Below are 23,623 nucleotides of genomic sequence, written 5' to 3'. Positions count from 1 at the left end.
ATGACGACGAACGAATTGAATGGTGTGGTAGTCACCCATCCCAAGCGCGTGGTGTTTCCCGACGACGGCATCACCAAGCAGGACATCGCCGATTATTACGACGCGATCATGCCCTGGTTTCTACCGGGCGTGACCGGTCGACCGACTTCGGTGTTCCGCTTTCCCGAAGGCCTTGCCGAGCCGGGCTTTTTCCAGAAACACCCGATGCGGGGACTTCGTCGGGTCGAAAGCGTGCGGCTGCGTGAGGAAAGCGGCGCGCTTGATGACTATCTCTGCCCCAGCGACGCCAGCTCCGTGATCGAATTGGTGCAATACGGCGCCATCGAATTCCATCCTTGGGCGGCACGGGCCGATGCGCTGGAAGAACCCGATTATCTTGTGTTTGACCTCGATCCCGGGAGCGGCGTGAGCTGGCGTGATGTGATCGAAGCCGCGCGATGGCTCAGGGATCGACTGGCCAAAGTGTCGCTGAAGAGCTTCGTACGAACCACCGGAGGCAAAGGCTTGCACGTGCTCGTGCCATTGCACGCATCGTGTCGCTGGGAAGACGCCAGCCGGTTCAGCAGTGCCTTTGCCCGTCAACTTGCCGACGAGCGCCCTGACGCGTTCACGGCGACATCCGCCAAGAGCGAACGCAAGGGGCGCATCTTCATCGACTATCTGCGCAATACGCGCGGCGCCACCAGCGTGGCATCGTTGTCGTTGCGTGCGCGTCCCGGTGCGCCGGTTGCCATGCCGTTACGCTGGCAAGACCTTGGTCGCTGCAGCAGCGGCAGCGCGTTCGACATCCGCTCCGCCAGGCAGCGACTGGTGCGCTTGCGCGGCGATCCCTGGGAGGGGGTTTCCACGCTGCGGCAGGATCTGGGCGAGGCGATGCGCGTCTATGCCGGCGCGGAAAGCTAGTGGTTTTTTCCAAACGTCGCGGGCAGCTCCATCAACGCCTCAAAGCGACCCAATGCCGGTGACAGGAAATGGCCACCCTTGAGCACTTGATTGAGCGCCTCGATCAGCTCCTCTCCCGCCGAAGCCTTCAGCACATAGCCCTTGCCCAGTGACAATGCGGCGCGCGCCAGCGTGGCGTCGTCGTGCACGGTGATGAAAATGATCGGCAGGTCGGGGCGATCGACGAGCAATTGGCGGGCCGCCTGCATGCCGTCCATGCCAGGCATGCTGATGTCGGTCACCACGACGTCGGGCTGCAGGCGCCTCACGGCTTTCACCAGCGCCTCGCCATGCGCAACCACGGCAAGCACGTCGAACTCCTCGCTCAACAGTTCGCGCAGCTGCTCGGCGATGGGCAAGTGGTCCTCGGCCAGCACCAGGCTGGATCGCCTTTTGTCGCTGCTTTCAGTCGAGGCGCGCATCTCGTCGTGAGCATCTTCCAATGCACCACCCTGCGCCACCGAAATCGAACCGAAGCAATGCTAAGTAAATCTACCGAAGCAAACGCCGTAACGTACGGCCCGCTCAGAACAACAGCCCCAGATCCTGTGCGCGACGTACCAGCTCCAGCGTGGAATGCACGCCGAGCACCTGCATCATGGTGTATTTATGCGCTTCCACGGTGCGCACCGACAGTCCCAGCTGCAGCGCGATCTGCTTGGAACGCAAGCCTTCGCCAACCAGTCGAAGCACCTGCAACTGCTTGGAGGTGAGATTGCGCATATCGGTCATCTGGCCGCTGATGTAGCGCGCGCCCAACGCCGGGGTCACATAGGTGCCTCCGGCCATCACCTGCTGGGCCGCATTGCGCAGATCTTCGCCCGCCGAGTTCTTCAGGATGTAGCCCCGCGCACCTGCGCGCAACGCGGCGACCGCCAGCGCCGGCTCCATGTGCATGGTGAGGAAGACGAAGCGCGTGTCGAAGCCGGCCTGCCGGAGACGCTTCAGCGCGTCCATGCCGTTGCAGCGAGGCATGTTGATATCGGCCACCACCAGATCCGGCTTTATGCGCTGCACGGCGTCGATCAGTGCCTCGCCATCAGCCACGATGTCCTGCAGATCGAAATCCTCGTCGAGGATGTGCTGCACGCCCTCGGCCACCATGCGGTGGTCGTCGGCAATGATCAGGGTTGGCCTCACGCCGGCCCTTGGGTTCCTAGCGGAATTCGTATGCATAACTCAGTCCCTTTGCCCAGAGTTGATTGCAGTCGGCAGCTGCCGCCCAGCAGCTTCGTGCGTTCGTCGATGCTCAGCAGTCCAAGCCCTCGACGCCCCTCCCCTTCGGTGACAAATCCCTTGCCGTTGTCGATGATGGTGAGATCTACCTGGTCATGCTCGATCTGCAGCGCCACTTCAACTCGCTGCGCGTCTGCGTATCGCAATGCGTTGCCGAGTCCTTCCTGGGTGACGCGATAAAGACAGAGCGCGACATCTTCAGGAAGATCTTTTGCATACGGCGATACCCGCAACTCGATCGCCGGCCCGTTGCGGTGACGCACGTTCTGGCATAAGCCCGCCAGCGCGGCAGTGAGCCCGGTCTGCGAGAGCATGCTTGGATGCAGGTCGTGGGACAGATGGCGCACGTCCTCGGATAGTGCAATAAGGTCGCTCTGCAGTCGGCTCACGTCCTGCTTGTTGCTCTCGTCCACCTTGCGGCGCAGCGCGCTCAGCCGGATCGATGCCACCGCCAGACGCTGGTTGATGTCGTCATGCAGATCGCGCGCAATGCGCGCACGTTCCTGCTCCTGCGCAACGATCAAGCGACCTGCCAGTTCGCGCACTTCGGTGTTGGTGACGCTCAGGTCGCGCTGGGTCGCCCGTCGCTGCTCGACCAGGGCCGCGAGATAGAGCGATGCCACCGATACGCCAAGCATCCACAACTGCACGCTGATGGTGGTGAGCTCCGCTTGCGGCTGCACGAACGGCCCTTCATGTTCCAGACTCAACTGGATGGCGAGCAGTCCCACCAGGAGATTGACCACGCAGGTGCCCACCACCTGCGCCCGCAAGGCCACGAAAATGGCCAACGGCACGGGCGCGAGCAGCAGCAGCGGTCTCGTTGTGGGGTAATCGCCAAGTTCGCGCCAGGCCAGCCAGAGCACGACCAGCGCTGCGGCGGTGATCAGCGGCATATTCCATCCCGGCAGCCTGTCGCGTCGCAACGACGAGCCCGGGTTGACCAGGCTGAGGATGGCCGGCGTCAGCAACACATAGCCCAGCGCATTGGCCAGCGCCACATGCCACCACTGCCTAGACAGCCAGAACGGCAAGTCCACCTGCGTGGATAACCACGACACTGCCGCACCGGTGGCAGCGGGCAGCACCATGACGGCCACCAGAACAAACACCAGCAGCTGCTGGAAATTGCCGATGGGTTGCTCTTCACGCAGTTGCCCAAGACCCCAGGCGGCGATGGTGACCAGCAAGATCACGCCCGTGTTGGCGACCGCGAGGCCCTGCAGCGGCAGGTTCGCCGTCAACGACATCAAGGTCATGCCGACGAACCAGCCTGCGTTGTTGGCGAGCCAGTAGCGATAGGGCGCGCACAGCAACAGCGCAAGCAACAACGGCCCTGGCAGCCAGATGATCTGGAAATCGCGCGTGTGATCCCACAGCACCAGCGACATCCATTGCGCCAGCACCGCGGCCAGGCCTGCGCCCAGACCACGTAGCAGTTGCTGGGACAATGCACCGATCGGTGCTTTCCCGGTCATGATCCCCTCTGCCCCGTGCATCCCTTCGTCCTGCTGCCAGCGGCAGCTTTCGCCCCTGCGAGTATTGAGCGCCGGTCCACCGAAATCCCTCCCGCATTTCCCCACGACGCCCGTCGTCGCCCCGTGATGATTTGCGTAGTTCTACGAATGTTCTCCCGTGAAATCCCTCCAGGGCATAGCCTTAGGTCCATAAAATCAGCGAACTCGCAACGGACCCATGTGCGTGTCCCGTGTCCGTCCCGTCGCAAGAAATCGGCGATTTCACGCGATTTTCAGTAAATTTACCGACCCCCTTTGAGTGAAAGTTCGCTTACCAAGCGGGCATCGACGGGCCAAGCTGAGCTGGAGCGAGCTGAGGCCCAACGGGGATCCGATCGATCATGAAATCAGCGTGCCCTCCTCCTTGTTCGGGCACCCTTGCCGCGCCCTGGGGCGTCGCCAGGCTCGTCGTGACGCCCGCATGGCGGGTTGGCGACGTCTGGCCGGCGACGCCATGAAGGCGACCGTGCGAATCGCCGCCAGGAGCACGCGCAAGCTGCGGGTACTGCTTGCCGACGAACATCGCTGCGTCGCCGAGGGCCTGGCCGGCCTGCTCGCCAAGCGCACCAGTTCGGTCCTGCTGGTGCATGACGGCGAAGCCCTGATGGAAGCGGTACTGACCGGACAGATCGACCTGGTCATCACGGATATCGCCATGCCACCCTTCAGCGCCCTGCAGGCATTGCAGCGCTTGCGGCGCATGGGCAGCGATATACCGGTGGTGGTTTTGTCCACGCACAGTGAGCCTCTGATCGTGCGCGAAGCCATGCAGGCGGGTGCGAACGGCTATGTGCTGAAGCAGTCACCAAGCAGCGAGCTGTTCAATGCGATGGCCGAAGTCTGCGCAGGCAACCAGTTCGTCAGCCCGCAGTTGATGGCAACACTGCTCGAAGCACCCGAATCGCTGCGACGGCTGACCCGTCGGCAGCGCGAAGTCATCGAGTCGATGGCCAAGGGCAAGCGAACCAGCGAGATCGCCGCCGACCTGGGCATTTCGGTGCGCACGGTGGAGAGCCACCGCCAGTCGCTGCTCGATCTGCTGGGCGTACACAGCGGCGTGGCGCTCATCCGTGAGGCGGAGCGTCTCGGGCTCATTCCGGTGGCGCCAGGGGATATGGACATGGCCGCGGGCCAATCCTTTTTTTAGCGCACACCCTTCATTCCCACGCTCAGGCCGAGCCGATGGCGCTCAGCCCCTTCAAGACGCTGCAAGGAGTAGGACCATGACAAACCACAGCCTTCGAATCATCGGCCTCTCGCTCACCTTCGTCGCCGGCGTCGCATCCGCTCAGCAGCTGCCGCCGACTTACCCGGCCAACGGACAGAACGCCAACCAGCAGGAGGCGGACAAGAGCGCCTGCATGTCCTGGGCCCAGACCAACGCACCCCAGCAGGCGGTTCCCCCGCCGCAGACCGGGCCGGCCGTCGGCGGTGGCCAGCGTGTTCAAGGCGCGGCGCGTGGCGCCGCTGCCGGCGCAGTGATTGGCGGTGTTGCCAACGGCGACGCCGGACATGGTGCCGGCGTGGGTGCCACCGCCGGTGTCGTGGCCGGCGGCGTACGCGCACGCCAGCAGAGGCGTGATCAAAACGCAGCCTCGGCGGCCACGCAGAACCAGAACTCCGCCAACCTTGGCCAGGCGTACAGCGCATGCATGAAAGGCAAGGGTTACACCACCGGTTGAACGGGCTCGCACCATCGCGTCGTCCGCTCGCCACAGGCGGACGACGTTATCGCCAGGCGCTTCCCACCTGGATGTAATACGCGTGGTCGCCTTCGCTCCACGCCCAGTCCAGGCCGACGTAGAGCCCCAAGGCACGTGCGATCAGATAGCGCAAGCCAACGCCTTCTGCGGTGTGCGTGCTTGCATCACCGAAGTCCAGCGTGCGTCCCCACGCCTTGCCCGCTCCGCCAAACCCAAGCAACGCCCATCGAGGCGTGAGGTTCCAGCGCAGCTCCGCCTCGAGCATGCCAACGTTCTGATCCTGATAGCGGCCATAGGCAATGCCGCGCAGATCGATCGACGGCTGTTGATAGAACGGCACATCGCCACGCACGGAGCGGAAGTCCGCGCGCGTGCCCAGCACCCAATCCTCGCCCAGTTTGAAATACCCATAGGCGCGGCCGCGATAGCTTTGGAAGGTGGTGTCGCTACCAAAAGCGGGCGCGTATTGGGTGGCCTCCAGTCGCGCGAACCATCCGCTTGAGGGTGTCAGCGTGTTGTCGCGTGAGTCGTAACCCAGGCCCAACCCGAGTCCCGACGACTTGCTGGCGAATTCTTTGGGCTTGAAGTACTGATCGTCGCTGGGAATATTGAGCCGATTATCCAGGTCGATGTAGAGCCAGCGCGCCGAGAGAAACAGATCGCTCGTGCCGAGCCGGCGCGAGACCTGCTGGTAGGAAAAGATGCCGTCGAGGTTGTAGCCGATCTTATGCGGACCCAGCAGCAAGCCCTGCGTGTAGTAGTCCAGGTTGACATTGATCTTGGCCACCAGGCCGGCGTAACGCCAGGTGTCGTCTTTGAAATGAAAGGTGCCGCCCAGGCCGTAACCCCAGGTGCCGTTTTCGGTTTTGAAGGCGGCCGCACCGTAGATGTCGGGCGGAATGCGCAAGCCGCTTTCCCTGGACGCCTCCGATTGTTTGGGCGTGTGGAAAAACACCGCGGCCAGTCCGCCACCGTTACCCACCGCAGGCTCGGTGATGATGATGGGAACCAGCAGCGCGCCCTTGTGTTGCAACAGCCAGCGCGACATGTCGACGGAGCTGTCCTGCGGGTCGCGGAAACGGCTCCACCATGAACCCTGGGTGTCCTTGGCCTGCGCCACGGGAGCCGTCGGCGACAGCGGTTGGTTCTTATCGGCAGCCCCTGCAACTGCGGGTGCGTCCTGCGCATGGAGCGCGGCGCCCAGCAGCAGGCACGCGCCGAGCAGGCAAGCTACTGGCGCAGGGCGCGGCCTCATGACTTCTCCATCGGTGCATCATCCGCCATGGGCGATGGAAGGACTCTGCCGGAGCCGGCGTTTTGCGGACAGCGAAAATACTCGGCATTGCGCCCGGTAAAAGCACGTAATGAGCTCGCCGGCCATCCACGCCGACGAGCACTCACCGTGCGGGCGGCGTCAATTGGCAGTGGGAACGTCGACTTCCTTCCAGCTGCTGTCAGGGTCGAAACTCTTCATGGACTGCGCGATGGTGCCGCCGTTCTTGCCCAGATCCTTTTCGAATACCTGGCCGTCGTGGCTCACCATGAAACTCATCACGCCGGTCTCGCCGTACTGCGCGGGCCAGGCAACCAGCGCGAAACCGTTGGTCATGCGACCGCCGACCAAATAGTTATAGGCGCCTCCGGGGGCAGAACCGCCCTGCGCCGTCAGTATCCGGTAGTGGTAGCCGTAATAGCCCTGCCCTGGCACCACGTTGGCGAATTTCGGACCCAACGGACTCGGCGGCTCGTTGTCGTTGACGGGCCAGTACAGTCCGTCGTGCTTGCCCGGCGAGCTGAGCAGGTGCTGCGCGTACTGCAGCACTTTGTCCCCGTCCCTGTCCTGGGTCGCGTAATCGCGCTGCGCGTCGTAGTAGGCAAGCATGGCTTGCTCGACGGCGAGTTCGTTCTGCCCGATGTGGCGCGTGCGTATCTCTTGCTGCGCAGCGGCCAGGTCAAAATGCCAACCGTCCTTCCCTTTGACCAACGGCATGGGCAGCACCCACTTCTCCGCGCCCACGTCCAGATGACTCTTGCCGTCGGCCGTTTCGATGCGATGGCTTTCGTCGTAGCGTTTGAGGAACAGGTCCACATCATCCTGATCGATGCCTTCGGTCGGGATGTAATCCTTCCAGTTATTGCCCAGCACCTTGGCGAGTGCCGCCTGGTCGTGATTGCGCACGGCCAGCACGAAGGCTCCGGCGGCGTCATCCGCCGTTGGGTAACTCGCCTGTTGTGCCAGCGCGGCGCCGCAAAGGACACAGCCAGCCCAGAACATGGTGCTCAAGGCCAGGCGACGGATCATGGGAGTGCGATTCATGGTCATGCTCCTCAACGACGACGGCCACCGCCACCCGCCCGGGCCGGCGCAGGTCGGGACATCTGCCTGCCAGCACCAGCGCCGGCACCACGGGACTGCGACATCGAGCGCTGACTGGATTGCCCGCGATTCATTTGCGTATGCGCCGAACCCGGCGATTGCCCGCCGCTGAACGCGTTGTTGCGCGGTCCCTGCGATGCACGATCGCCACCGGAGTTGCCCTGCTGCCCAGCGGCATTGCCGCGCTCGCGCGTCTGTCCGCCCAGATCGCCGCGCCCCTGACCGCCGGGGTTGCCTCGATCCGCGCCGCCGAGGTTGCCTCGATCCGCGCCGCCGGCTGCGCCCTGGCCACCACCAGGCCGGTTGCCGGTGGACGGCCGATTGAGTGCCGCGCCGGTTTCACCTGCACCACGCCGCGCGGCCATCGAAGAGCCGTTGCCGGTGGAGCGGTCAAAGCTCTGCAGTGCGCGCTGGCGATTCGCGTCGTTGCCGCGGAAAGCCTCGCGCTGATTGGCGCCACCCACGCCCTGCCCATAGCGCTCACGGCTGCCCTGATCGCGATAAGGCGTACCGCGCCGATTGGACGGGTTGTGGTTCCACGTCTGCCTGTTGTTGCCGTTGCCGCTGATGCGGTTGTTGACGTTATTGACGTTGTTGTAGCGGTTGACGTTGATGTCGACGTCGCCATGCCCCCAGTTGAAACCGCCCCACAGCGAGTTCACGGCGGCAACGCCCACGCCAAAGGCAATGCCCGCCGCCAGTCCGGTGGCCACCGGATAGTAATAACCCGGCGGTGGCGGCCAATACGGCGGCGGGTAGCTGGGATAGGCCCAGGTACCGTAGACCACGGTCGGGTTATACGACGGTACGTACACCACTTCCGGATTGGCCGGCTCGATCTGGATCACCGTGGTGCTCGGCGCCGCGGCCGTGGGTGGCGCCTGCTGCACCACCACCTTCTGCTGCTCGGTCGTCTTCAGATTGCCGGCCTTCTGCGCCTGCGCGCGCAGGCGCTGCACGGAGGCCATGACATCATCGGGCTGGGCAAGAAAGGCGTCGCCCATGTTCTGCACCCATTCGGGTTGCTGCTTCATTTGCGCCAGCACCTGGGGGAATGCCACCAACGATTGCACGCTGGGATCCCAGGGCGTGTTGGCTACCTGTTTCACCGCGTCGTCGCCCTGGATCTTGGGATGTGCCGCCGACCATGCCGCGGCATCGGCCACATTGCTGGGATAGGTACAGGCCATCAGTATCTGCGAGAGCAACGCATCCGGATACAAGGCCACCGGAGCGAGCATCTGATCGAGTTGCTGAGTGGAGAAACTCTTCTGCGTACTGCCCTGGGCGCTAGTCGCGCCTTGCGTACTTTGTGCGGCCACGGGACCCGCAATCATCAGCGGCAGGCATACGAGACATAGCAAGTAGATCCGCCAGAATCCGTGCTTCCCAGTCGTGTTCATGGTGCCGCTCCGGTGCCGCTCACGCGCTTGCACCAGCTTGATACGTCGCACGACGCATTGACCACTGCATTTATGCGCAAACGTCTCCAGTAAAACTACTTAAAAGGACCACCGGCCCTGCTCAAGGGGCGCGGTATCCGTAGATTTACCGCCTGCGGGTAAGTAGTAGTTCGCTGGGAGTCTGCCAAACAGAGCACGACCATAGCGTCGATCGCCGACCTTAAGGATGACCACCATGCGCCGCCCCCGCAATTCGCGCCTCACCTGTTCCCGCGCCCTGCTGGCGTCGGCTTGCATCATGGGCTTTGCGGTGACATCGGCAAAGGCGGACACCCCCGATTACTGGGATGGCGACTGGCATGGCAGCATCCAGCCCTATGGCTGGTTGCCCGGCATCAGTGCCAAAACGCGCTATCAGTTGCCCAACAATGGCGGCACGGTCGAGCAGAAAACCAACAACAACATCTTCGATTACCTCAGCGGCGCCTTCATGGTCGATGGCACGGTACGCAAGGGGGATTGGGGCTTCTATGGCGACTTCGACTGGGTGAAATTCAGCGACGAAAAGGGACGCTTCACCCGCATCGGCGGCGATCGCATAGGCGCCGACGCGAATCTCGATACGCGTTGGGGCATCAAGGGCGGCATGGTGACCCTGGCCGGCCTGTATACGATGGCCCATGGACAGCAGGGCTACATCGATCTGGTGTTCGGCATGCGCTACTTGTGGATCAAGGGCAATCTGGACTGGAACTTCAACCTGACCGGCAACGGTGGCCGGCCGGATATCCAGAACAGCGGTCATCTCAACAACCAGACGCACGTCACCGACGGCATCATCGGCATTCGCGGCCTCTGGTCGCCGTTCGCCGGCAGCAACTGGTTCTTCCCCTATTACGTCGATGTTGGCGCGGGCAGTTCGGACAACACCTATCAGGCGATGATCGGCGTGGCCTACGCTTTTCACTGGGGCGATATCGCGCTCAATTACCGCGACGTCGAATACAAGCAAGGCAGCAGCGACAAATTCCTCAAGCAAGTGGAATTGAGCGGCCCTGCGCTAAGCGTGGCCTGGCACTTCTAGCATCAGCGTGTTGCGGGAGCTGCCGGCGTGAGCGATCCCCGTTCGAGCATTTTCGAAGAACCCAAACATGTCGCCGTCTTGCGGCGACTGCGGCTGATCAAGCCGGCGCATCGCACCCAGGCATTGCGTCGCGTGCTTATCGCGGTGGGGTTGGCATGGATTCCGCTGGCCCTGCTCTGCACTGGACAGGCCTTGGTGACGGGTCACGACGAGTTGCTGCACGCCTTTTTTACCGATATCGCCGTGCATGCGCGCTTTGTTTTGGCCGTTCCGATCCTGATCCTTTGCGAATACATCATCCTGCCGCGACTGGACCTGACGGCACAGCACTTCGTCACCTCCCATATCATCGACGCCTCCGATCAGACGCGCTTCGATGAAGCCGTTGCTTCGACCCGGCGCCTGAGTCTGGGCGTGTGGCCCTCGGCAGCCATGACGATCATCGTCTATACGTTTGTCATCACCATTGCGATCACCGTACGCCAGAACGTGCTGCCGATCTGGCATTACGCACCCGATTCGCCGCATCTGTCGCCCGCCGGCTGGTGGCATATGTTGATCAGCCTGCCGCTGCTGCTGGGTTTGCTGCTGAGCTGGATATGGCGCGTGTTCGTATGGATGCGCTTTCTTCGTCAGGTGTCCCACATGGGGCTGCACCTGGTGGCCTCCCACCCCGACAAGGCGGGCGGACTGCTGTTTGTCGCCTTCTCGCCGCGCATGTTCGCTCCGCTTGCGCTGGCCATCGGCATCATCATCGCGGGCACCTTTGCCAATGAGGTGTTTCATCTGGGGCTCAATCCACTGGACCACCCGGCAACGCCGCTCGCCTCGGCGGCGGTGGTCGTGGTCATCTTTCTCACGCCGCCGCTGGTTTTCGGACGCATGCTGCTGATGGCATGGCGACGCGGCATCTTCGAGTACGGCGCACTGGCCAGCCGCCTGGGTACGCAATTTGAAGACAAATGGCTGAGGTCGGGCAACGTGGTCGATACGGAATCGCTGGAGAAACCGGATTTTTCCGCCGCCACCGATCTCTACAGCGTGACGGCCAACGTCTACGCCATGCGTCCCGTGCTGTTTGATGCGCGCGCGGCGTTGGCGCTCGCCCTCGCCACGCTCATCCCGTTCGCTCCCATCTTTCTGACGGTGATTCCCGCCAAGGTCATTCTCACGCAGTTGTTGAAACTCGTCGTCTGAGCCGCGCCGCAGCGCCCACGCGGCGACCGCCGTGCCTTCTGAAAAGGAACGTGCACGCAGGGCTTGCCTTTGTACTGGCACCGCCGCTGTCCGGTCATGCAACGCTGACCGTGCTTGCCCTGGCCATCGTGGCAGGCGTGGGCATCTACAACATGATCGGATCGCCACGGGCCTATAGCTGGATCCTCGGTACGGTGACGGCGTTGATGGTGCTCAGTGCAGCCGACCAGGTTTCTTCGTTATCGCAGCTTGCGCTCGATCGGGTGATCGATGTCGCCGTCGGCTCGACCCCGCTGGTGGCGCTGGCCGCGCGACGACGTGAAGATATGGATGCCGCGAAGACGATCAGGTGCCGATGGGGCTGTATGTGGTCGGCGGCGACGGCGTGCTGCAGGCCGTTTCGGTCCATATTGCCGATTGCAGCGACTATGGCGAGGGTATCGAGATAGCCGTCTACGGCATTTCGGAGCCGCCGTTCGACGAGCTGTTTCCCTGCAGCTGAAGCGCCCCATTTCGCAAAAGCACGATGGCGGGCGTCCATATGGTGGCGCGCATGCGCGCATGCCCCGATACTTCTTGCGTTTGCGCCGACCTCTGAGCAAGAGCCATTGCGGCCGTCCCCAGGAGCGCCCTCGTGCAGTTTCGCCATTTGCGCTATTTCGCCAAGATCGTGGAAGCGGGCAGTTTTTCCCGCGCGGCGGCGCTCATCCATATTGCCCAGCCGGCCCTGAGCAAACAGATTGCCGAGCTGGAAGACGAGTTCGGCGTCACCCTGCTCCACCGCAGCGCACGCGGCGTCACGCCCACGGCTGCCGGCGAAGTGCTTTACCAGGAAGCGCTGAAACTGATCCGGCAGGTGGACGACCTGCCCGCCGTGGTGCGCTCCGCGCAAGGCGAAATCCAGGGCGTGGTGTGTTTCGGCATGGCCTCGACCATGGCGCCGGCGCTGACCGGCAAGATGATGGAGATCTGCCGCGCCACCTTGCCCAAGATCACCCTGCGCTTCATCACCGGCGACAGCGAAACGCTGCGCGACAAAGTAGCCGCCAAGACCATCGACCTGGCCATCGTGTTCGAGAACGGGCCGGAGACCGGCTTCACGCGCGAGGTGCTGTTCCGCCAGCGGCTTTACCTTGCCAGCCGAAAACAGCAGGGCAAGGCTGAGAAGTCCACCACGCTGGCGAAGATCGCGCAGCTGCCGCTGATGCTGCCCACACCGACCAATGTGCTGCGCAAGGCGCTCGACCGCGAACTGGCCGCCGCCGGGCTGCACGCCGAACCGGTGGCCGAGTCGGATCTGTTCGAGGTGGTGTTGTCCGCCGTGGAGACGGGACTGGGGCACGCCATCCTGCCCAAGGGCGACTTCACCGATATGCCCGGGCACCCGGACATCGCCACCACGCCGATCGAGCCGCCGATCTATCTCACGGCCTGCCTGATCACCTCGCGGGACAAGCCGCTGACGCGCGCGGCCTCGGCGATCGAGGCGCAGCTGCTGGGCTTCATTCGCAGCCAGGTCGGCGCGTCCGCCTTCAAGGGCGCGCAATGGGTGGACGCCGAGCCATAACCGGCCGTTATGCCCGCATAGCGAAACAGTATTTTCTTTCGAGGCGGCACAAGCACAGACTCTGCTGCAACGCACAAGCAAGGCTTTCCGCCGCACCGCTCCCGCACCCTTCTATCGGAACCCGCCGCACCGGCGCCTTCCCATCCTCGATCCCCTCATTCGAACCGGCATGTCATTCGCCGGAACGGAGAAGTCATGTCTACCGTCGCCAAATCCCGCACTTTGAATAAAGCATTCGCCGCCAAGGCGCACTCTGCCACCCGCGCCCTGCTCGATCGCTGTGCCGCTGCGAACACCCATTGGCAGCAGCTGTCCCTGCAGGCCGACCCGCGCATGACGCAGGCAAAGGCCTCCATCTGGAGCCACCAGGGTTCGGGCGCCACCCATTGGGAGGCCAGGACGCCACAGGACGCCTATGCGGTGCTGCTGTTACTCGACGACGCCCACCTGTCACTGCATAGCGACGCCCACGACCTGCAGGAGCGCGCCTGCGATGCGGGCTCCTACTACGTGAGCCGCCCCGGCGAATCGGTCAGCATGCAATGCCCGGGCAACTGCCGTGCGCTGTATGTGGAACTGCCCGTGCAGCTGTTCTGGTCCGCCGATGAAGCCAGCCGCGCCTGTTTTTCGATGGGGCCGGCGCAAGATGCCTTGCTACTGCAGCTGGCCCGCACCCTGCTGGAAATGCACGGCGAAAGCCGCGAGCACGCGCTGGCCACGCAGGTGCTGGAGCTCATCGTCGATCGCCTGTGCCATCTGCGTGCGGCCGCTGCACCGCTGGCCTGCGCCGTGAAGAAAACCGTATTGCCGCAATGGCGCCTGCAGCGCGTCGACGACTATGTGAAGGCGCATCTGTCCGAATCCATCACGCTCAACGACATGGCCGCTGCGGCGGGCTTGTCACCGATGCACTTCGCCGCTCAGTTCCGCGCAGCCACCGGTTTCCGTCCGCATCACTACCTGTTGTTGTGCCGCATGGAGCACGCCAAGCAGCTGATCGCCGAGATGCCGCGCTCGATGCTGGATGTGGCGCTGGAGGTGGGCTTCCACACGCAGGCGCACTTCACCACCGTGTTCAAGCGCCTCACCGGCAAGACGCCCAGCCAGTGGCGCGGTGACGCCCTGCGGGCACAGCACGTATAGACGTCCACGGTCATGCGAATCGGAAAAAGCAGCGCCCCAGCCGAAAAGCCCGCCGGGCCTGCGTGCCTACCATGCACGTATCGGCCGTCCCCACCGCAGATAACCTGGCCGCGCTCGAGCACCCGTGGTGCCGGTTTCTGGGCCGCAATATCAAGGCCATGCGCACCGCCGTGCTGGCGATACGCATACGCTATGCATGGAAGGCAGCACCGAGCTCGCCGGTCCATGCACTTTCGTCCAGGCCGAACCACGCACTCTTGCGTTACCTCGATCCGCGTTGAGGCATCGCACGCTTGCTCAGACGGGCTCGAGGTAGCGCAACAGCAAGCGTGCGCTTTCGCGACCCTGCCAGTCATTGATGACCAACTCGTAGGCAGCTCGCAACACCGCCGGCGGTGGCGTGCCCTCGTAGGCATTGAACATCACCGCATCGTGCACCGAGCCATCGCGTGGATCGCGCAGGCTCAGCCGCAAATGCCGCTCGCCCATCACGCGCCAGCTCGCGCATTCGAATACGTTGTCGAATACCGGCTCGGGAAATGCCTGGCCCCAGGGGCCCGCAGCGCGCAGCTGACGCGCCAGTTCCAGGGTCGCCGCGCCAACGGGCAATTCGCCGTCGGTGTGCTGCACGGCCTGCAGCTGATCGTCGTCCAGCCACTCACGTGCAATCGTGTCGAAAGCCTCGGCGAAGCGTGGATAGTCCTCGGTGCGCAGGCTCAGTCCGGCGGCCATCGCATGACCGCCGAAGCGCGCGATGAGACCTGGGTGGCGCGCATCGATCATCGCCAGCGCATCGCGAATATGGAAACCGGCGATGGAACGCGCCGAACCGCGCAACTCGTCCTGCATCTCTTCGCTGGCCGGTGCAAACGCAATCACCGGACGATGCAGCCGCTCCTTGAGTTTGGACGCCACTAGTCCTACCACCCCGGCGTGCCAGCTCGGTTCGAACAAAGCCACACCTACGGCGTCGATGTCTGCCGTGCGCGACACCATCACTTCGGCCTCGGCCACCATGGTGGCCTGCAACTCGCGGCGTTCCTGATTGATGGAACTCAGCAGCTCGGCGTAACGGCGCGCCTGCACCGGATCATCGGTGAGCAGGCACTCCACGCCGATGCGCATATCCTCGAGCCGGCCCGCCGCGTTGAGCCGCGGGCCGATCGCATAGCCCAGATCGCTGGCACAAAGCGTCGCCGCGCTGCGCTGGCTCGCCTCCACCAGCGCCGCCACGCCCGCATGGGCACGGCCGCTGCGCACACGCCGCATACCCGCCTCCACCAGCACGCGGTTGTTGAAATCCAATGGCACCAGATCGGCCACGGTTCCCACCGCCACCAGATCGAGCAGCACGGACAGATCCGGCTCGCTGCCCGCAGGAAACACGCCGTGCTCTCGCAGCGATGCGCGCAGCGCGAGCAGCAGATAGAACATCACGCCCACGCCCGCCAGCGCCTTGCTCGGGAACGCATCGCCATTGAGGTTGGGATTGACCATCGCATCGGCGCTGGGCAGCTGTTCACCCGGCAAGTGATGATCGGTGACGATCACGCGGATCCCGCGCGCCTGCGCCTCGGCTACACCCGCCACGCTGGCCACGCCGTTGTCGACGGTGACGATGAGTTGCGGCGTGGGCTGAAGCGATTCGACCAGCGCCGGACTCAGGCCGTAGCCATGCACGAAGCGATTGGGCACCGCATAGTCCACGCGGCGCGCCCCCAACATGCGCAGGCCTCGCACAGCGACGGCCGTGCCGGTCGCGCCATCGCAGTCATAGTCGCCAGCGATCAGAATCGTCCAATCGTCGCGTATCGCCTCCGACAGCAAGGCCACCGCCTGATCCAGGCCACCGAGCTGCTGTGGCGAAAGCAGACGCGCAAGACGATATTCGGCATCCAGCGGCGAGAGCACGCCGCGTGCGGCGAACACCTGCTGCAAGACCGGATGGACACCCACGCCCCAACCCGCCGGGCTGCCTTGAGGCTCGCGTCGACGAAGGCTGTTGCGCTTCACCGGCTGCTCCTTCGCCAGACGCGCAGACGATGCCAGGGCCGATGCAGCCAGCACTCGCCGCTGGCAAAACTCAGTTGCAGGGGTTGGCGCTTGGCCAGGGCGAGCAGTCCCGGTGTCCAACGCGCAGCCAGTTCGTCTTCCGGCAGGTCCTGCAGATCCATCAAGGTGCCCGGCAACGCCGCGGCTATCGATGCCTCCGTGCGTGCCGCCACGGCAATGCCTGCTTGCGTCGCCAGCGAGCGCAACAGCAGATCATCGCCAATCACGTTGCCAAGCGAGGTATGCACGGCTTGCGGCAGCGCGCCGCCGCCCCATAGCCATACATGATTGATCGGCGGCATGCCGCGCTGGCGTCGCTCGGCGTTGAGCGGATGCTGATGCAGGATCACCTGCACCTCGGTGAGCAGGATGCGCCAGCGACGCCCTTCCACGCCTTGCGGCAGGTGGTAGTAGAGGTCCTCGCCCAACGCCTGCTCGGGAGCTGCAAAGTCCGGCAGCGCAGTATCGGCGGACAAGCGCACATGCCAGCGATCGGGCGACGAGACAATGAGCGCCATGTCGGCTTCGTCGAACAAGGGCATCAGCGGCTCGGCGAGAGCAAGCGCTTCGTCCATCGACAACTGCATCTGCCCGCAGGCCAGCAGTCGCGCACCATTGAGATCAGGTTGCACCCAGGCAGGATCGGCACACAGCCAGCGATCGCTGCCGGCGTCACCGGCAATCAGCTGGCGCGTGAGCGCCGCGGCCGGCAGCGGGTCGGGCAGCTCGAAGCGCGCGTTCAATCCAGCCATGTAGCCGCGCGCGCCGTCAGCCAGACGATCGGCCTTGCGCACGAGACCGCGCAACGGATGATCGGGCGCCAATCGCGCGAGATTCGGCAGCCAGACATCGATCGCGTGATGGGCCGAATCGCGCATGGCCAGGCTCATGCCTCCAACTGTTCGTAGAGTGCCAGCCACTCGACTTCGAGCGTTTCCTTCTCGCTGCGAAGTTCACTCTGTCGCTGCCCCAGCCGCATCATCTCGGTGGTGGGGCCGTTATAGGTTTGCGGATCGGCCAACTTCGCTTCGAGTGCCGTCAGCTCGCCTTCCAGCGTGGCGATGCGCGTCTCGATCTTTTTCACGCGCTGGCGCGTGGCCTTGTCGCTGTCGCGCTCGGCGGCGGTGCGGGCGCGGCGCTCGTCCGGCGTTTCCACGCGTTCGACGGGCTTGGCGTTTTCCTTGTTCTTGGCCTTCTTGGCGGCCGAACCACGGCTGCGCAGCCACTTCGCATAATCGTCGAGGTCGCCGTCGAACGGTTCCACCGTGCCATCGGCCACGCGCCAGAAACTGTCACTGACCATGCCAAGCAGATGGCGATCATGCGAGACCAGCACCAGCGCACCGTCGAATTCCGCCAGCGCGTCGGCCAGTGCTTCGCGCATGTCCAGATCAAGATGGTTGGTCGGTTCGTCGAGCAGCAGCAGGTTCGGCTTGTCCCAGGCGATCAGGGCCAGCGCGAGACGCGCGCGCTCGCCGCCGGAGAATCCGTCGACCGATTCAAACGCACGATCGCCGGCAAAATTCCACGAGCCAAGGAAGTCACGCAAGACCTGCGCGGCGACGCCAGGCGCCTTCTCCTGCAGATGATCGAACGGCGAAGAACCCTCGTGCAGGCTTTCCACCGTGTGCTGGGCGAAGTAGCCGATCTTCAGATCCTTGTGCCCCTTGCGCTCGCCGGCTAGCGGCGTGAGTTCGCCGACCAGGGTCTTGACCAGGGTGGATTTGCCGGCGCCGTTGGGGCCGAGCAGGCCGATGCGCTCGCCCGCTTCCAGGCGGAAACGCACGTTGCGCAAAATCGTGGTGGTGGCTGCGCCGTTCTCACCCGGATAGCCGGCATCGACGTCCTCGATCTGCACCATCGAATCAGGCAGACGCGCAGGCACGGCAAACTGGAAATGGAACGGACGCTCGGCGCGCACGGCCTCGGTGCCGGCCAGTTTCTCCAGTCGCTTCACGCGCGACTGCGCCTGCTTGGCCTTGCTCGCCTTGGCCTTGAAGCGATCCACGAACGACTGCAGGTGAGCACGCTCGGCCTGCTCGCGCTCATGTGCGATCTGTTGCTGGCGCAGCTGCTCGGCACGCAGGCGTTCGAACGCGCTGTAGTTGCCGGTATAGAGCTTGCCGCTGCCATCGTTGAGGTGCAGCGTGTGGGTGATCACGCCGTCGAGGAATTCGCGGTCGTGCGAAATGATCAGCAAGGTGCCCTGGTAGCGGCGCAGCCATTCTTCCAGCCACAGTACCGCGTCGAGATCGAGATGGTTGGTGGGCTCATCGAGCAGCAGCAGGTCCGACGGCGCCATCAGCGCACGCGCAAGGTTAAGGCGCACGCGCCAACCGCCGGAGAATTCCTTCACCGGCGTCTCGTGGGTTTCAGCGGCAAAGCCCAGGCCATGCAGCAGGCGGCCAGCACGCGCCCGGGCGTCGTAGCCGTTCAGTTCTTCGATGCGGTGATGAGCGAGCGCCATCGCTTCGGTGTCGCCGCGCGCTTCGGCGTCGATCTCGTCGCGCAAGGCCTTGGCCAGCTCCACGTCGCCGCCCATCACGTACTCGATGGCGGGGTCTGGCAGCGACGGGGTTTCCTGGGCCACCGAGGCCATGCGGATCTTCGCAGGCAGGTCCAGGTCGCCGGCATCGGCTTCTATCTGGCCCTGCAAGGCGGCAAACAGGCTGGATTTTCCGCAGCCGTTGCGCCCGACCACGCCCAGCCGCCAGCCAGTCTGGATGACCAGGTCGATATCGGAAAGCAGCAGTCGGCTGCCACGGCGGAGGGCGAAGTGACGGAACGAAATCATGAGGAGAGCTTAGAGCCTGTTCAATGCCGTGGTAGAGGCCGCACAGGCGGCCCCCCGGAGCCGGCCGGGTGCCGGCCGTAGCCACCCATGATAGCGGGCCCTGCGCCCGGTTCCTCACAACGAATGCCCACGCCGTCGCAATCGCCGCAGATTCGCATGGCTAAGGCCCGATACTTCTGCTACAACGACGCGGCAACGCCTTGTGCGGAGAGGGGAACCGTGAACAAGTACGGAATCAGCAAGTTCAGCATCAGCCTGTCCATCGCCCTGCTGGCCACCGCCGGCATGAGTGCCCCGGTTGCCGCCAAAGCGGACAGCCTGCTCGTCAACCGCGTGCAGCAGGAAAAGGGCATGGACTTGCCCGGCCGCGGCATGAGCATGGCCGAGGTGGAGAAGAAGTACGGTGCTCCGCAGCGCAAGCTCTCGCCCCGTGGCGGCGACAGCGACAAGCATCCGGTGATCAACCGCTGGGATTACGCGAATTTCATCGTGTATTTCGAGAAGAGTCACGTGATCCACGCCGTGCTCAACACACCGGCGGGCAACAACACCAATCCTGCCTCGGTCAACTGATCGACGCCGGCATGGGCTAGACGCGGGCCGTGGCAACACGGGCCGCGTTCTCTTTTCTGCCCTGTCACACCTCATCGTTTACACTCTGCGGCCCTCGTAGTCTGCCCCGGGCAGCTGCTGCCGTCCCCGCTGCAAGAGAACTGTTGACGATGACCGACCAAAGCCTTCGCCTTCCGGCGGAATGGGAGCCGCAATCGGCCGTGTTGATCGCGTGGCCGCACGCCGGCACCGACTGGGCCGACCGCCTCGCGGATGTGGAAACCACCTATGTCGCGCTGGCCGCTGCGGTCACGCGTTTCCAGCCGTTGATCATCGTGGTGGGCGACAACCCGCTGCGCCTGCGCGTGCAGGCCTTGCTGACCGGTGAAGGCGTCGATCTTTCCAAGATCCGTTTCGTCGAGCTGCCCTACGACGACACCTGGTTGCGCGACTCCGGCCCGATCACCCTGAAGGCCGACGGCGGTCAATACCAGCTCACCGATTTCCGCTTCACCGGCTGGGGCGGCAAGTTCGGCGCCGAGCAGGACGACGCGCTGATTGCCGGCCTCGTGCAGGAAGGCGTGTTTGGCAAGGCCATGCACAAACGCATCGACTGGGCGCTGGAAGGCGGCGGCATCGAAAGCGATGGCGAAGGCACCGTGCTCACCACCTGGCGCTGCCTGACCCAGCGCCACCCGGAACAGTCGCGCGAGCAGATGACCGAGATCCTCAGCGACAGCCTGCACGCCAGGCGCGTCCTGTGGCTGGACTACGGCTACCTCGAAGGCGACGACACCGACGCGCATATCGATACGCTGGCGCGCTTCGCGCCGGGCGAACGCATCGTGTACCAGGCCTGCGACGACAGCGGCGATCCGCACTATGACGAGCTCAAGCGCATGGGCGAAGAACTCGCCGCGCTGCGCACACCCGCAGGCAAGCCGTACACGCTCTATCCCCTGCCCTGGGCCAAGCCGATCGTGGATGATGGCCGTCGCCTGGCCGCCTCTTATGCGAACTACCTGATCGTCAACGATGCCGTGCTGGTGCCCGCCTATGGCGACGCCGCCGACGACGGGGCCGCGCGCATCATCGGTGAAGCCCATCCGGGCCGCGAGATCGTGCAGGTGCCTTGCCGCCCGCTGATCTGGCAGAACGGCAGCCTGCACTGCATCACCATGCAGCTGCCGGCCGGCATCGTCTGAGAGCTGCTGGAAACCGGCTCGAAGCACACCATATAGATGAATTGACGTCCGCTTCGAAACGGGGCCGGGCGGCTGTATCCGCTAGACTCTGCGATCTGCTCCCCAGCAGCCTTTTCTGGAAGCCCACCGATGACCCGCAAGACCCTCAAAGTCGCCCTGCTGCAGGAAACCGACCGCGGCAGCCGCGATGCCAATCTCGACGCCATTGAGGCAGGCCTGCGCGATGCCGCGGCCAGGGGCGTGGAACTGGTGCTGCTGCAGGAACTGCACAACGGCCCGTATTTCTGCCAGCGCGAGTCGGTGGACGAATTCGACCTGGCCGAGACCATTCCGGGTCCCAGTACCGCTCGCATCGGCAAACTGGCCGAAGAGCTGAAACTGGTGGTGGTCGCCTCGCTGTTCGAAAAGCGCGCCACCGGTCTGTACCACAACACCGCCGTGGTGTTTGACCGCTCCGCAGCCATCGCGGGCAAATACCGCAAGATGCATATCCCCGACGACCCGGCGTTCTACGAGAAGTTCTACTTCACGCCAGGCGACATCGGCTTCGAGCCGATCGACACCTCGGTCGGCCGCCTGGGCGTGCTGGTGTGCTGGGACCAGTGGTATCCGGAAGCCGCCCGCCTGATGGCGCTGGCCGGCGCCGACCTGCTGCTCTATCCCACCGCCATCGGCTGGGACCCGCAGGACGACCAGGCCGAGAAGGATCGCCAGCGCGAAGCCTGGGTCACCGTGCAACGAGGACATGCTGTTGCCAACGGCCTGCCGCTGTTGTCGTGCAACCGCACCGGCTTCGAAGCCGACAAGGCGGGCGTGGGCAACGGCATCCAGTTCTGGGGCACCAGTTTCGTCGCCGGTCCCCAGGGTGAATTCCTGGCGCAGGCAGGTACGGATGGCCGCGAGCTGTTGATCGCCGACGTCGATATGGCGCGCAGCGAACACGTCCGCCGCATCTGGCCGTTCCTGCGCGATCGTCGCATCGATGCGTACGGCGATCTGCTCAAGCGTTTTCGCGACTAATACCCACGGTGGCGCAACCAGCCTCGCGCTCCCATTCCATGCAGTCTTTGCCTGAGCCCTACCGACACCACGCATGAGCCAGACCGACATCACCGATTCACTGCCGCCCGTGCTGCGCGACCAACCGATCGAGCGCGTCACGCGCGACGGCGTGGAATACGTGGTGCTAGGCACGGCTCACGTATCGCGCACCAGCGTCGATGCAGTGGAAGCGCTGCTCGCGCATGAAACCTTCGACGCCGTCGCCGTTGAGCTTTGCGAGAGCCGTGCGCAAGGCATGCGCGATCCCGAAGCGTTCAAGCAGATGGATCTGTTCCAGGTGATCCGCCAGGGCAAGGCCGGCATGGTCGCCGCCAGCCTGGTGCTGTCCTCGTTCCAGAAGCGCCTTGCCGAGCAGTACGGCATCCAGCCCGGCGCAGAAATGAAAGCAGGCATGGACGGCGCCGATCAACGCGGCGTGCCCGTGTGGCTGGTGGATCGCGAAGTCGGCACCACGCTGCGTCGTGCCTGGCATAGCGTCGGTTTCTGGCAGCGCTTCGGCCTGATGGGCGGCCTGATTGCCAGCGTGTTCGAACGCGAGAATATCCAGGAAGCCGAAATCGAAAAACTCAAGCAAGGCGACATGCTGGAAAGCGCCTTCAGTGAGTTCGCCACCAACTCCGCGCCGCTCTATCGCGCCTTGATCGCCGAACGCGACGCGTACATGGCAGCGCGCTTGCGCGAACAAGCCGCCCAGTCGGGTTACGGCGAAGGCCGTCGTGTGCTGGTGGTGATCGGTGCCGGACACCTCAAGGGTTTGTGCGAACAGTTGCGCACCCAGCAAAGCGATCCCGCGACGGAAGCCGCCGCGCTCTCCGCAGCACCGCCCAAGTCGGTGTGGCCGAAGTGGGTGGCCCTTGGCCTGGTGTTGGCGGTGTTCATTGCCATTGGATTCGCCTTCTACCGCAGCCCATCACTGGGTGCAGCCGCCTTGCGCGACTGGGTGCTCTACACCGGTGGCTTCTCCGCCATCGGCGCCATCATTGCTGGTGCCCATCCCCTGAGCGTGCTCGCCGCATTCATTGCCGGCCCGATCAAACCCTTCCGCCCCGGCATTCCCTCCGGCGGCATCAGCGCGATGGTGGAAGCCTGGGTGCGCCGCCCGCGCGTGGCCGATTTCGAAACACTACGCGACGACATCGGCCACTGGCGCGGCTGGTGGAGCAACCGCGTCGCCCGCACCCTGCTCAACTTCTTCCTGGTGTGCCTGGGCACGATCATCGGCGAATACACCGCCGGCATTCATATCGTGAAGAGCTTGCTCTAAGCGGGCAGACCGTGTGGGAGCGCACGCTGTGCGCGACAAGCCTACGGAGCGGTACACCCCGGCGCTGCGGTCGCGCACAAGTGCGCTCCTACAAGGTGTGACGCAGGCGCACGTTGCCGATCGGCTCTCTGTGGGAGCGCACCCTGTGCGCGACAAACCTACGGAGCGGTACACCCCAGCGTGCCTGTCGCGCACAGGGTGCGCTCCCACAGACAAGCCAAGCGCGCGGCGCGACACGAGTGCACGATGCGCGGCCAAAGCCAATGCGCAGCGAGGCCCGGCTTTAAGTCCTCACCGATTCGGGCGCGTTGCGCAGCGCTTGGCAGTACCCGCTGTGTACCCTCGGAGGTTGTCCCACAAGACGCGCCTCGAGCGCTCGGGCTTATCCCAACACGATGCTGCGGGCGTTATCAGGCCATTTTCTTTGGGTTACTTTCGACGCGAAGCTAGTCCCGTGGGATCTTTTGGGCCAGCAAAAGAAAAGTGACTCGGTCGGCGGCAGCCGATCGAAACGCCCGCCGCGTA

Annotated in this window: 22 protein-coding genes; 13 read left to right on the top strand and 9 right to left on the bottom strand. The window is 64.2% G+C overall.

The window, feature by feature from the left end; genetic code table 11:
- A complete protein-coding gene (ligD, locus tag AB4Y82_RS19905; protein ID WP_441602422.1) occupies positions 1-903 on the top strand; it encodes a non-homologous end-joining DNA ligase in 903 nt (300 codons plus the stop codon).
- Here the strand turns inward: ligD and AB4Y82_RS19900 are convergent.
- The 3 genes from AB4Y82_RS19900 to AB4Y82_RS19890 all read right to left on the bottom strand — a co-directional run bounded on the left by AB4Y82_RS19900 (position 900) and on the right by AB4Y82_RS19890 (position 3,656).
- Positions 900-1,385, bottom strand: coding sequence for a response regulator (locus tag AB4Y82_RS19900; RefSeq protein ID WP_441602423.1), 486 nt, complete (start codon positions 1,383-1,385; stop codon positions 900-902). The genes ligD and AB4Y82_RS19900 overlap by 4 nt on opposite strands.
- 82 nt (positions 1,386-1,467) lie before the next feature.
- Complete coding sequence (locus AB4Y82_RS19895) at positions 1,468-2,082, bottom strand: response regulator (RefSeq protein WP_441602424.1); 615 nt, start codon at positions 2,080-2,082, stop codon at positions 1,468-1,470.
- Positions 2,079-3,656: an ATP-binding protein gene (locus tag AB4Y82_RS19890; protein ID WP_441602425.1), complete on the bottom strand. Its 1,578-nt coding sequence runs from the start codon at positions 3,654-3,656 to the stop codon at positions 2,079-2,081. The genes AB4Y82_RS19895 and AB4Y82_RS19890 overlap by 4 nt, the downstream gene beginning before the upstream one ends.
- Before the next feature lie 460 nt (positions 3,657-4,116).
- Here AB4Y82_RS19890 and AB4Y82_RS19885 point away from each other — a divergent pair, with 460 nt between their 5' ends.
- Together AB4Y82_RS19885 and AB4Y82_RS19880 are read left to right on the top strand one after the other, a co-directional pair.
- On the top strand, positions 4,117-4,842 hold the full coding sequence (locus AB4Y82_RS19885; RefSeq protein WP_441611595.1) for a response regulator: 726 nt from the start codon (positions 4,117-4,119) through the stop codon (positions 4,840-4,842).
- A 76-nt stretch (positions 4,843-4,918) separates the two neighbouring features.
- A complete protein-coding gene (locus AB4Y82_RS19880; protein ID WP_441602427.1) occupies positions 4,919-5,377 on the top strand; it encodes a hypothetical protein in 459 nt (152 codons plus the stop codon).
- Between the two features lie 46 nt (positions 5,378-5,423).
- Here the strand turns inward: AB4Y82_RS19880 and AB4Y82_RS19875 are convergent, their stop codons facing one another.
- The 3 genes from AB4Y82_RS19875 to AB4Y82_RS19865 all read right to left on the bottom strand — a co-directional run bounded on the left by AB4Y82_RS19875 (position 5,424) and on the right by AB4Y82_RS19865 (position 9,178).
- Positions 5,424-6,653: a BamA/TamA family outer membrane protein gene (locus tag AB4Y82_RS19875; RefSeq protein ID WP_441611593.1), complete on the bottom strand. Its 1,230-nt coding sequence runs from the start codon at positions 6,651-6,653 to the stop codon at positions 5,424-5,426.
- Positions 6,654-6,812: 159 nt separating this feature from the next.
- On the bottom strand, positions 6,813-7,715 hold the full coding sequence (locus AB4Y82_RS19870) for a DUF2950 domain-containing protein (protein ID WP_441602429.1): 903 nt from the start codon (positions 7,713-7,715) through the stop codon (positions 6,813-6,815).
- Between the two features lie 11 nt (positions 7,716-7,726).
- On the bottom strand, positions 7,727-9,178 hold the full coding sequence (locus tag AB4Y82_RS19865; protein WP_441602430.1) for a DUF3300 domain-containing protein: 1,452 nt from the start codon (positions 9,176-9,178) through the stop codon (positions 7,727-7,729).
- A 235-nt stretch (positions 9,179-9,413) separates the two neighbouring features.
- Between AB4Y82_RS19865 and AB4Y82_RS19860 the strand changes: the two genes are divergently transcribed.
- From AB4Y82_RS19860 to AB4Y82_RS19835, 6 genes are all read left to right on the top strand, one after another.
- Positions 9,414-10,262: a hypothetical protein gene (locus tag AB4Y82_RS19860; protein ID WP_441611591.1), complete on the top strand. Its 849-nt coding sequence runs from the start codon at positions 9,414-9,416 to the stop codon at positions 10,260-10,262.
- Positions 10,263-10,289: 27 nt separating this feature from the next.
- Positions 10,290-11,459 carry a hypothetical protein gene (locus AB4Y82_RS19855; protein WP_441602432.1) on the top strand — a complete coding sequence of 390 codons (1,170 nt, stop codon included), beginning with the start codon at positions 10,290-10,292 and terminating at the stop codon, positions 11,457-11,459.
- A 349-nt stretch (positions 11,460-11,808) separates the two neighbouring features.
- Positions 11,809-11,961, top strand: a complete 153-nt coding sequence (locus tag AB4Y82_RS19850; protein WP_441602433.1) for a hypothetical protein — start codon at positions 11,809-11,811, stop codon at positions 11,959-11,961.
- Positions 11,962-12,093: 132 nt separating this feature from the next.
- A complete protein-coding gene (locus tag AB4Y82_RS19845) occupies positions 12,094-13,026 on the top strand; it encodes a LysR family transcriptional regulator (RefSeq protein ID WP_441602434.1) in 933 nt (310 codons plus the stop codon).
- Positions 13,027-13,221: 195 nt separating this feature from the next.
- Positions 13,222-14,169 carry a helix-turn-helix transcriptional regulator gene (locus AB4Y82_RS19840; protein ID WP_441602435.1) on the top strand — a complete coding sequence of 316 codons (948 nt, stop codon included), beginning with the start codon at positions 13,222-13,224 and terminating at the stop codon, positions 14,167-14,169.
- 71 nt (positions 14,170-14,240) lie between these two features.
- Positions 14,241-14,450 carry a hypothetical protein gene (locus AB4Y82_RS19835; RefSeq protein WP_441602436.1) on the top strand — a complete coding sequence of 70 codons (210 nt, stop codon included), beginning with the start codon at positions 14,241-14,243 and terminating at the stop codon, positions 14,448-14,450.
- Positions 14,451-14,466: 16 nt separating this feature from the next.
- On the opposite strand, the gene recJ is transcribed toward AB4Y82_RS19835, so the two are convergent.
- From recJ to AB4Y82_RS19820, 3 genes are read right to left on the bottom strand one after another with little or no spacing between them, the layout of a single operon-like run.
- Positions 14,467-16,182 (bottom strand): single-stranded-DNA-specific exonuclease RecJ, encoded by a 1,716-nt coding sequence (gene recJ, locus AB4Y82_RS19830; protein WP_441602437.1) that lies wholly within the window; start codon positions 16,180-16,182, stop codon positions 14,467-14,469.
- Complete coding sequence (locus tag AB4Y82_RS19825) at positions 16,179-17,099, bottom strand: phosphoglycerate mutase (RefSeq protein ID WP_441602438.1); 921 nt, start codon at positions 17,097-17,099, stop codon at positions 16,179-16,181. Before AB4Y82_RS19825 ends, recJ begins: the two co-directional genes overlap by 4 nt.
- Positions 17,100-17,107: 8 nt before the next feature.
- Positions 17,108-19,015, bottom strand: coding sequence for an ABC-F family ATP-binding cassette domain-containing protein (locus AB4Y82_RS19820; RefSeq protein ID WP_441602439.1), 1,908 nt, complete (start codon positions 19,013-19,015; stop codon positions 17,108-17,110).
- A 234-nt stretch (positions 19,016-19,249) separates the two neighbouring features.
- Here AB4Y82_RS19820 and AB4Y82_RS19815 point away from each other — a divergent pair, with 234 nt between their 5' ends.
- From AB4Y82_RS19815 to AB4Y82_RS19800, 4 genes are all read left to right on the top strand, one after another.
- The gene (locus tag AB4Y82_RS19815) at positions 19,250-19,588 is read left to right on the top strand and encodes a hypothetical protein (protein WP_441602451.1); all 339 of its coding nucleotides are present in this window, start codon (positions 19,250-19,252) and stop codon (positions 19,586-19,588) included.
- A 149-nt stretch (positions 19,589-19,737) separates the two neighbouring features.
- Complete coding sequence (locus AB4Y82_RS19810; protein WP_441602440.1) at positions 19,738-20,772, top strand: agmatine deiminase family protein; 1,035 nt, start codon at positions 19,738-19,740, stop codon at positions 20,770-20,772.
- A gap of 129 nt (positions 20,773-20,901) precedes the next feature.
- Positions 20,902-21,792, top strand: coding sequence for a carbon-nitrogen hydrolase (locus AB4Y82_RS19805; protein WP_441602441.1), 891 nt, complete (start codon positions 20,902-20,904; stop codon positions 21,790-21,792).
- A 73-nt stretch (positions 21,793-21,865) separates the two neighbouring features.
- Positions 21,866-23,098, top strand: a complete 1,233-nt coding sequence (locus tag AB4Y82_RS19800; protein ID WP_441602442.1) for a TraB/GumN family protein — start codon at positions 21,866-21,868, stop codon at positions 23,096-23,098.
- Positions 23,099-23,623: the final 525 nt, after the last annotated feature.

It is taken from the genome of Dyella sp. 2YAF14 (genome assembly GCF_052114725.1).
Classification (GTDB): Bacteria; Pseudomonadota; Gammaproteobacteria; order Xanthomonadales; family Rhodanobacteraceae; genus Dyella.
The sequence above is the reverse complement of the archived record's forward strand: the minus strand, read 5'-3'. Positions and strand labels throughout refer to the sequence as shown.